At 61.6% G+C, this 7,955-nt stretch carries 10 protein-coding genes; 8 read left to right on the forward strand and 2 right to left on the reverse strand.

Annotation, left to right across the window (positions count from 1 at the left end; genetic code table 11):
• Positions 1-3 precede the first annotated feature (3 nt).
• The 4 genes from BUB69_RS24280 to BUB69_RS24295 all read left to right on the forward strand — a co-directional run bounded on the left by BUB69_RS24280 (position 4) and on the right by BUB69_RS24295 (position 3,727).
• Complete coding sequence (locus tag BUB69_RS24280) at positions 4-531, forward strand: TRAP transporter small permease (protein WP_073171727.1); 528 nt, start codon at positions 4-6, stop codon at positions 529-531.
• Positions 532-1,812 carry a TRAP transporter large permease gene (locus tag BUB69_RS24285; protein ID WP_073171730.1) on the forward strand — a complete coding sequence of 427 codons (1,281 nt, stop codon included), beginning with the start codon at positions 532-534 and terminating at the stop codon, positions 1,810-1,812.
• 90 nt (positions 1,813-1,902) lie between these two features.
• On the forward strand, positions 1,903-2,883 hold the full coding sequence (locus BUB69_RS24290; RefSeq protein ID WP_004883287.1) for an EamA family transporter: 981 nt from the start codon (positions 1,903-1,905) through the stop codon (positions 2,881-2,883).
• A complete protein-coding gene (locus BUB69_RS24295) occupies positions 2,858-3,727 on the forward strand; it encodes an aldose 1-epimerase (RefSeq protein ID WP_073171891.1) in 870 nt (289 codons plus the stop codon). The genes BUB69_RS24290 and BUB69_RS24295 overlap by 26 nt, the downstream gene beginning before the upstream one ends.
• A gap of 9 nt (positions 3,728-3,736) precedes the next feature.
• On the opposite strand, the gene BUB69_RS24300 is transcribed toward BUB69_RS24295, so the two are convergent.
• On the reverse strand, positions 3,737-4,312 hold the full coding sequence (locus BUB69_RS24300; protein WP_073171894.1) for a hypothetical protein: 576 nt from the start codon (positions 4,310-4,312) through the stop codon (positions 3,737-3,739).
• Positions 4,313-4,471: 159 nt separating this feature from the next.
• Here BUB69_RS24300 and vapB point away from each other — a divergent pair, with 159 nt between their 5' ends.
• The 4 genes from vapB (at position 4,472) to BUB69_RS24320 (ending at position 6,524) form a co-directional block, all read left to right on the forward strand.
• On the forward strand, positions 4,472-4,702 hold the full coding sequence (vapB, locus tag BUB69_RS24305; protein ID WP_073171733.1) for a type II toxin-antitoxin system VapB family antitoxin: 231 nt from the start codon (positions 4,472-4,474) through the stop codon (positions 4,700-4,702).
• Positions 4,702-5,103 (forward strand): type II toxin-antitoxin system tRNA(fMet)-specific endonuclease VapC, encoded by a 402-nt coding sequence (gene vapC / locus BUB69_RS24310; protein WP_073171735.1) that lies wholly within the window; start codon positions 4,702-4,704, stop codon positions 5,101-5,103. The genes vapB and vapC overlap by 1 nt, the downstream gene beginning before the upstream one ends.
• Positions 5,104-5,355: 252 nt before the next feature.
• The gene (locus BUB69_RS24315; protein WP_024686779.1) at positions 5,356-5,868 is read left to right on the forward strand and encodes a sigma-70 family RNA polymerase sigma factor; all 513 of its coding nucleotides are present in this window, start codon (positions 5,356-5,358) and stop codon (positions 5,866-5,868) included.
• A complete protein-coding gene (locus tag BUB69_RS24320; RefSeq protein WP_073171740.1) occupies positions 5,868-6,524 on the forward strand; it encodes a ChrR family anti-sigma-E factor in 657 nt (218 codons plus the stop codon). The genes BUB69_RS24315 and BUB69_RS24320 overlap by 1 nt, the downstream gene beginning before the upstream one ends.
• 22 nt (positions 6,525-6,546) lie before the next feature.
• Here the strand turns inward: BUB69_RS24320 and aroA are convergent, their stop codons facing one another.
• Complete coding sequence (gene aroA / locus BUB69_RS24325) at positions 6,547-7,803, reverse strand: 3-phosphoshikimate 1-carboxyvinyltransferase (protein WP_073171743.1); 1,257 nt, start codon at positions 7,801-7,803, stop codon at positions 6,547-6,549.
• Positions 7,804-7,955 lie beyond the last annotated feature (152 nt).

The following is a 7,955-nucleotide window of genomic DNA, read 5'->3' on the forward strand; positions in this document are numbered from 1 at the left end:
TTCATGAAAAATACGTTATTGCGCATCAACGACACGCTGTATCGAGTCTGTATCGGGATCGCGGGGCTGTCGGTCCTGACCATGACCCTGATCATTCCCTGGGGCATCTTTGCCCGTTACGTGCTGGGCAGCGGCTCCAGTTGGCCGGAGCCGGTGGCCATTCTGCTGATGGTGGTGTTCACCTTCTTCGGCGCAGCAGCCAGCTACCGCGCCGGCGCGCACATGGCCGTGGCCATGGCGGTGGATCGCATGCCGATGCAGCTGCGCAAAGTGGCCGTGGTGGTCGTGCAGATCCTGATGGCCATCGTTGCGCTGTTCATGATCTTCAAGGGCTTCAAGCTGTGCGCCACCACCTGGAATCAGTTTCTCGGCGAATTGCCGGGCCTGCGGGTCGGCATCTCGTACCTGCCCATTCCCATCGGCGGCATCGTGACCCTGATTTTCGTCCTGGAAAGGATGTTCCTGGGTGACCAGAGCCACCGCTCCGTCATGCGGTTCGACGTCATAGAAGAAAGCGAAGGAGCCGCATAAATGGACGCATTGATACTGTTGGGCAGCTTTATCGCCTTGATCCTCATCGGCATGCCGGTGGCCTATGCATTGGGCCTGTCGGCACTGATCGGCGCCTGGTGGATCGAGATTCCGGCCGATGCCCTGATGATTCAGATCGCAGGCGGGGTGAACAAATTCTCGCTGCTGGCGATTCCGTTCTTTGTGCTGGCGGGTGCCATCATGGCCGAAGGCGGTATGTCACGAAGGCTGGTGGCCTTTGCAGGCGTGCTGGTGGGCTTCGTGCGCGGCGGCCTGTCGTTGGTGAACATCGTGGCGTCAACCTTCTTCGGCGCGATCTCGGGCTCCTCCGTGGCCGACACCGCGTCGGTGGGCTCGGTGCTGATCCCGGAAATGGAGCGCAACGGCTATCCCCGGGACTTCTCGACCGCCGTGACCGTGAGCGGCTCGGTGCAGGCCCTGCTGACCCCGCCCAGCCACAACTCGGTGCTCTATTCGCTGGCGGCTGGCGGCACGGTATCGATCGCCTCGCTGTTCATGGCCGGGATCATGCCGGGCCTGTTGCTCAGCGCGGTGATGATGGGCCTGTGCATGATCTTCGCCCGCAAGCGCAACTACCCCAAAGGTGAAGTGATTCCGCTGCGTCAGGCGCTGAAAATCGCCGGCGAAGCACTGTGGGGCATGATGGCGCTGGTCATCATTCTGGGCGGTATTCTGTCGGGCGTGTTCACCGCGACCGAGTCAGCGTCCATTGCCGTGGTCTGGTCGTTTTTCGTGACCATGTTCATCTACCGCGACTACAAATGGCGCGACCTGCCCAAGCTGATGCACCGGGCGGCACGGACCATTTCCATCGTGATGATCCTGATCGGTTTTGCCGCCAGCTTCGGGTACATCCTGACGCTGATGGAAATCCCGATGAAGATCACCACGGCGTTCCTGACCCTGTCGGACAACCGCTATGTGATCCTGATGTGCATCAACGTCATGTTGCTGTTGCTGGGCACCATCATGGACATGGCACCGCTGATCCTGATCCTCACCCCGATCCTGCTGCCTGTCGTCGCCAGTGTCGGCGTCGATCCGGTTCACTTCGGCATGATCATGCTGGTCAACCTGGGTATCGGCCTGATCACACCGCCGGTGGGTGCAGTGCTGTTCGTGGGCGCCGCGGTGGGTAAAGTCACCATCGAAGCGACCGTGAAAGCCCTGCTGCCGTTCTACGCCGCACTGTTCATGGTGCTGATGCTGGTGACTTACGTCCCGGCTATCTCGCTGTGGCTGCCACGCGCTGTGCTCTGAATCCTCGTGACTGACTGTCAGCCCTTGCGAGCTCTTGTTCGCGAGGGTCATGACAGCGCTGCTTTTTCCAGCCAAGGAGGCTGGTCCCGCATGTCCGCCCCTGCCCTGTTTCCCCGCCACATCGCCGTCCTGATACTGGCGCTGCTGGCCTGCTCGTTTGCCGGCAATCACATTGCCGCACGCATTGCCTTCGACCATGACACCGGCCTGCTGCTGGCGATTCTGTGTCGCTCCGGTGTCACCCTGCTGGTGCTGGTCAGTCTGGTACTACTGCAACGCGAACGGCTCAACCTGCCCGCCAGCACCTGGCGCTGGCAACTGCTGCTGGGCTTGCTGATCGCGACCCAGAGTTTCTGCATCTACTCGGCCGTGGCCCGGATTCCGGTCGCACTGGCTCTGCTGGTGGTCAACGTCTCACCCATCCTGCTGGCGCTGCTGACTTGGGCGCTGGGCGGTGCTGCACCGACGCGCCGCGCGGCGGCCTTGATGGGCCTGATTCTGTTCGGTCTGGTGCTGGCGCTCGATGTGCCGCACCGCTTGTCCAACCCCGGCAGCAGTGAGCCACAGTGGCTGGAAGGCATTGCCTACGCCTTTACCGCTGCGGTGGTCTTTGCCTTCGCGCTGTGGATCACCGACAACAAGCTGTCGAGCATGCGCGGCACCGTGCGCAGCATGCTGACCATGGTCGTGGTGTTCATCGCTGCTGCTGTCGCCGGTGCCAGCGGTCTGCTGCCCGGCGGCGTGGACCTGCCGACCAGCCGCATCGGCTGGACCGCGCTGGCCAGTCTGGTGTTGCTATACGGCGTCGGTTTTTCGCTGCTGTTCATCTGCATGGCGCGCCTGGACATCGCCCGCAATGCGCCGGTCATGAACATCGAACCGGTGGCGAGCCTGCTGTTTGGCTGGCTGATTCTGGATCAACTGCTCAGCAGCGGCCAGGTCATCGGTGGGTTAATCGTCGTCAGTGGTATCGTCCTGCTGACCTGGCGCCGCGCCACACCGCCTTCACCGCCAAAATCCGTCACTACCGAAGAGGCTCCGCACCATGCCCGCGAACGTTCTGACCCTTGAAGACGGCCTGACCCGGCTGACCCTTGCACCTGAGACAGGCGGCAGCATCGTCAACTGGACAGTCCTGAGCAGCGGCCAGCCATTGCTGCGCCACAGCTCCGACGAAGCCGTGGCTGCGGGCACACCTCGCAAACTGGCGCTGTACCCGCTGGCACCCTGGTCGAACCGGATCGGCAACGGCGGCTTCGACACACCCAACGGCTGGCTCGCCCTGTCGCCCAACAGCGCCAATGACGCGCTGCCCATTCACGGCAGCGCCTGGCAGCAAGCCTGGGACGTGAGCGAGCAGAGCGACACGCATGTCTGCCTGCAGCTCGACAGCCAGATCCCCTTCGCCTATCAAGCCCGGCTGCGCTACACGCTGCGCGACGGCCAACTGAGTATCGAATTGCGCACCACCCACCTGGACAGCCGCGCCGCCTGGCACGGGCTGGGTCTGCATCCTTACCTGCCGCGCACGCCCCACACACGCCTGCAGGCCAATGCCTCGCAGGTCTGGCTGTGCGACGAAGCAGGCTTGCCCACTGAGTTGCAGGACCTGCCCGCCGACTGGAATTTCCGGCACGGCAACACCCTGCCCCGTTCGAAACTGGACAACGGCTTCACCGGATGGGATGGCCGCAGCGTCATTTACCAGCCGGATCTGGGCTACGCGCTGCACTGTGAGGCCAGTGGCAGCGAGTACTTTCTGGTGTTTTGCCCGCAGGATCTGGACTTCTTCTGCTTCGAACCGGTCAGCCACCCGGTCAACGCCCATCACCTGCCGGGTCATCCGGGGTTGAAGCTGTTGCAGCGTGGAGAGTCCATGACGTTGGGGTTCAACCTGCTCTATCGGGCGCTTTAGCCTGCCGATTCATGGTGAGATGAGCAGCATCGAGGGACCGCTCAACCGGGTCAGGCCCGAAGCGCTGGCACACTCGGTGTTCACTTTCGAATCAATGTCGCCCAGCACGAAAACCGTCATCGCTTTGGCCCCCTTGTAACGGCCGTCGACAATGCTCCCCGTACCGACAAGGGTGGTCGTGCGCTGATCTCCCTCCGTCTCAAGGCTGGCGTTGAACGTGTATGTGCTGGTGACGTGGTCATTCCACCTGATCACCCACGTGATGGGCGAGGCCAGGGTGCGCAGCGCCTGACAGGAAAACGTCGCCTCAAAGCGTTGCTCCGATGAAGCACTGACGGCCAGATCCGAGTCCGATGAAACGCAGGGGCCCCAATAACTTCTGGCTGAAACAGTGACCGGGTGATTGTCATTGGCAAGCCCCGGTGACCACATGATGGTGTGCACTCCCGTCGTGCAGGTCACGAGATTTTCGGCTTCAGCGACTGCCCGTTCAGGCGTGATGAGAAGCGCTGTGAACCCGCAGATCAACAGCGCCGAGACCAGGCCAGCCAGACCTGCCAGGCACCGCTCGGCAACGAGACGCATGATCGGCTCCGTGAACGTGATGATGTTCACCTACCCATGTATCAGTCTGTGTTGTCGGTTTCTACTGTCAGAAATGACAGGAGCCGGGATATACCATTGACATATCCCAAATAGAATTTACTCTGAGTTGTCCCTCGCCCAGCCACGGAGTGATTTCTCATGGAGCAATCAACAGTATTCAAAAGTAATCGCAGCCAAGCCGTTCGACTGCCTAAGGCAGTGGCGCTTCCTGACGATGTGAAACGTGTGGATGTTGTCGCGGTGGGCAGAACCCGCATCATTTCGCCAGCGGGTGAAACCTGGAACAGTTGGTTCGATGGCGACGGCGTCAGCGCCGACTTCATGACAGAGCGAGAGCAGCCCGCCGATCAGCTGCGTGAATCGTTCTGATGCTGAGGTACATGCTCGATACGAATATCTGCATCTTCACAATCAAGAACAAACCGCTGTCCGTACGTGAAGCGTTCAATCTTCATCATGGCCAGCTTTGTATAAGTGCTATCACCTTGATGGAGCTCATCTACGGGGCGGAAAAGTCAGTGAGCCCTGAAAGAAATCTGGCCATCGTCGAAGGCTTTGCTGCGCGCCTGGAAGTACTTCCATACGATCGTAATGCTGCCGCCCACACGGGCATGATCAGGGCAGAGTTGGCCAGATCTGGCACACCTATTGGTCCTTACGACCAGATGATTGCAGGCCATGCCCGCTCTCTTGGGCTGGAGGTCATCACAAATAACCTGCGCGAATTCCGGCGCGTCGAAGGCTTGCGCGTAAACGACTGGGTCGTTTAGTCAGTCCTTTACAGCCGATGACCCTATCTGTCCCGCCGGACCCGATAAACGTCTGTCCAGTTCCCCTTCTTTTCCTTGTGATCCGTTCCCGCTGCGACTGCGTAACACACAGGCATAACGAACCAACACCAGACAACGGCGATCAGAAGGTGGATCATGAGCATCACTGCCAGTCTCAGGACCTTCTGTCACTTGTCCACCCCATCCAGCGATTCGCCGATCAACCGACTTTGGATCAATGAAGTCAGTGCCGTGGCCCTCCAGCAGGACCGCGACAGCTTCATGCGCATTTACGATCACTTTGCCCCGCGTCTGTTGCGCTACCTGACGGGGCTGAATGTGCCCGAAGGTCAGGCCGAGGAGCTGGTGCAGGAAGTGCTGCTCAGGCTGTGGCACAAGGCCGATACGTTCGACCCGAGCAAGGCGAGCCTGGGCACCTGGCTGTTCCGGATTGCACGCAACCTGTACATCGACAGCGTGCGTAAGGACCGTGGCTGGGTGCAGGTGCAGAATTCGCTGGAACAGCTTGAACGGCTGGAAGCACCGCAGGACCGCACGCTCGATTACAGCCAGCGTCAGGAGCAACAACTGGCCACGGCCATCCAGAACCTGCCGACCGATCAGGCGCGGGTATTACGCATGTCCTACTTCGAGGCACTCAGCCATCGCGAAATCTCCGAACGTCTCGGCATGCCCTTGGGCACCGTGAAGTCATGCCTGCGCCTGGCCTTCCAGAAACTGCGCTCCCGGATCGAGGAGTCTTGATGAACAGCTTACGACACCCCGACGACGCCACGCTGATCAGCTACGCCGCAGGCGCGCTGGCGCAAAGCATTTCACTGGTCACCGCCGCGCATCTGGAACGCTGCCCAGTCTGCCGAGCGCAATTGCGGCAAGCCGAACAGATCGGCGGCGTATTGATGCAGCAGCACAGCAGCACAGTGGTGCCATTGCGGGGCCGGGCCGCGATGCTTGAACGGCTGAACGAGCCCGCACCGCAACAGGGTCTGGCACTCAATCCACGGCTGGCCTCCAATCAGGACCCCGACCTGCTGCCCGCGTGCATGCAGGCGCATTTCGGCCAGTACCTGAGCGCGTTGAAGTGGAAGACCCTGACGCCGGGCGTGCAGCGTGTAAAAGCCGAAGGCATTACGGAAGGCAACCTCATGCTGCTGAAAATCGCCCCTGGCGTCAGCATGCCGATGCACAGCCATCAAGGTAGCGAGATGACCCTGGTGCTCAAGGGGTCGTACTACGACGAGATGGGTGATTTCAGGCCGGGCGACATCGCCGACCTGGACAGCGACGTGCAGCATCAGCCCATCGCTTACGAGGAGTGCATCTGCCTGCTTGCCACCGACTCGCCGCTGCGCTTCCACGGCTTGATGGCGCGCATGATGCAGCCATTCATCGGGATCTGAACGAACGGCTGCAAAGCCCGTTTCAGCGCTGGATGCCGACGCCCAGCGAGGCCAGCGCATCCCAGTAACCGGGGTACGTCTTGCCGACGCAGTCCGGGTCCAGAATGCGGATACCGGCGATCTTCAGACCCGCCAGCGCGAAGCACATGGCAATGCGGTGATCGGCGTGGGTGTCGATCAGTGCATCAACCGTCGTGCCTGCCAGTGCCGGGTTGGCGTTTACGATCAGGTCATCCCCCTCCTCGACTGCCAGACCCGGCGCAATGGCGCACAGGCCGTGGGACAGCGCCGAGACGCGGTCGCACTCTTTCACACGCAGGTTGGCAATGCCGACAAAGCGCACCGGCTGATTGTTGAAGGCCGCCAGCACGGCCAGTGTCGGGATAGCGTCCTGCATCTGCGAGCCGTCGATCACGGCTGGCATGTTCGGGAAGCTATCGATGAGGTGGCTTGCCAGTGCGTCGGGCTGAGTGAAGGCGTCAGTGGCCACACCCAGGTCGATGTTGCCCTGGGTCAGCGCCTGAGCGGCCCACAGGTAGGTCGCAGCGGAGGCATCCGGCTCGATGTGGAAATCCGTGGCGCGATAGCCCGTAGCCGAGACTTTCCAGGCCGCATCGCCGACGGCCTCAACCTGGGCACCAAACGCCTGCATCGCCGCCAGGGTCAGATCCACGTAACCGCGTGCGCCTATTTCACTGCCGGTCAGGGCCACTTCCAGCGGGCCTTTGCCACACGCGCCCGCCATCAGCAGCGCCGAGACGTATTGGCTGGACAGGTTGCCATCAATCTCGATGCGCCCTGCCGCCAGGCCGCCCTTGCCTTTGATGGCTACCGGCGGACAGCCGGTCGGCGCGCTGACTTCAACGCCCATGCGCTGCAGGGCGTCGACCAGCGGACCGATCGGGCGCTTGCGCATGTACGCGTCGCCATCGACCACAAAGTCGCCTTCGAAGTTGGCCAGCGCAGCGGTCAGAAAACGCGTCGCGGTCCCGGCATTGCCCAGAAACAGGGCTTGCTGCGGGGCCTGCCAGTGACCGGAACTGGTGACCACGAAGGTGCTGTCATCCGGTTCGTCGACCTGCACGCCCATCAGGCGCAAGGCCTCGGACATGACGCGGGTGTCGTCACTTTTCAGCGCGCCGGTCAGGCGGCTGGTGCCTTTGGCAAGCCCCGCCAGCAGCAAGGCACGGTTGGTGATCGACTTGGAGCCGGGCGGGCTGACACGCCCGATCAGCGGGCGCTCGACAGGCAAAACAGTGAGGGTGGCTTGAGATCGCATGATGTCCCTGAGCGTCAGCGGAAAAATCGCGATCCTAGCACGAGCGCGGGGCGGCATTCATTGATCAACGCATGCCTTTTGGCAGGCCTTCGGCAGCGCGCTGCCCGGCAACAAAAACAGAATCCGTGGAGCGTGCCCGCGCACGCAACATC

This window comes from Pseudomonas asturiensis (assembly GCF_900143095.1).
GTDB classification, from domain to species: domain Bacteria; phylum Pseudomonadota; class Gammaproteobacteria; order Pseudomonadales; family Pseudomonadaceae; genus Aquipseudomonas; species Aquipseudomonas asturiensis.

Excerpts from the sequence above, each read along its gene's own strand:
- BUB69_RS24280 (WP_073171727.1), top strand. The coding sequence starts at position 4 with ATGAAAAATACGTTATTGCGCATCAACGACACGCTGTATCGAGTCTGT.
- BUB69_RS24285 (WP_073171730.1), top strand. The coding sequence starts at position 532 with ATGGACGCATTGATACTGTTGGGCAGCTTTATCGCCTTGATCCTCATC.
- BUB69_RS24290 (WP_004883287.1), top strand. The coding sequence starts at position 1,903 with ATGTCCGCCCCTGCCCTGTTTCCCCGCCACATCGCCGTCCTGATACTG.
- BUB69_RS24295 (WP_073171891.1), top strand. The coding sequence starts at position 2,858 with ATGCCCGCGAACGTTCTGACCCTTGAAGACGGCCTGACCCGGCTGACC.
- BUB69_RS24300 (WP_073171894.1), bottom strand. The coding sequence starts at position 4,312 with ATGCGTCTCGTTGCCGAGCGGTGCCTGGCAGGTCTGGCTGGCCTGGTC.
- vapB (WP_073171733.1), top strand. The coding sequence starts at position 4,472 with ATGGAGCAATCAACAGTATTCAAAAGTAATCGCAGCCAAGCCGTTCGA.
- vapC (WP_073171735.1), top strand. The coding sequence starts at position 4,702 with ATGCTGAGGTACATGCTCGATACGAATATCTGCATCTTCACAATCAAG.
- BUB69_RS24320 (WP_073171740.1), top strand. The coding sequence starts at position 5,868 with ATGAACAGCTTACGACACCCCGACGACGCCACGCTGATCAGCTACGCC.
- aroA (WP_073171743.1), bottom strand. The coding sequence starts at position 7,803 with ATGCGATCTCAAGCCACCCTCACTGTTTTGCCTGTCGAGCGCCCGCTG.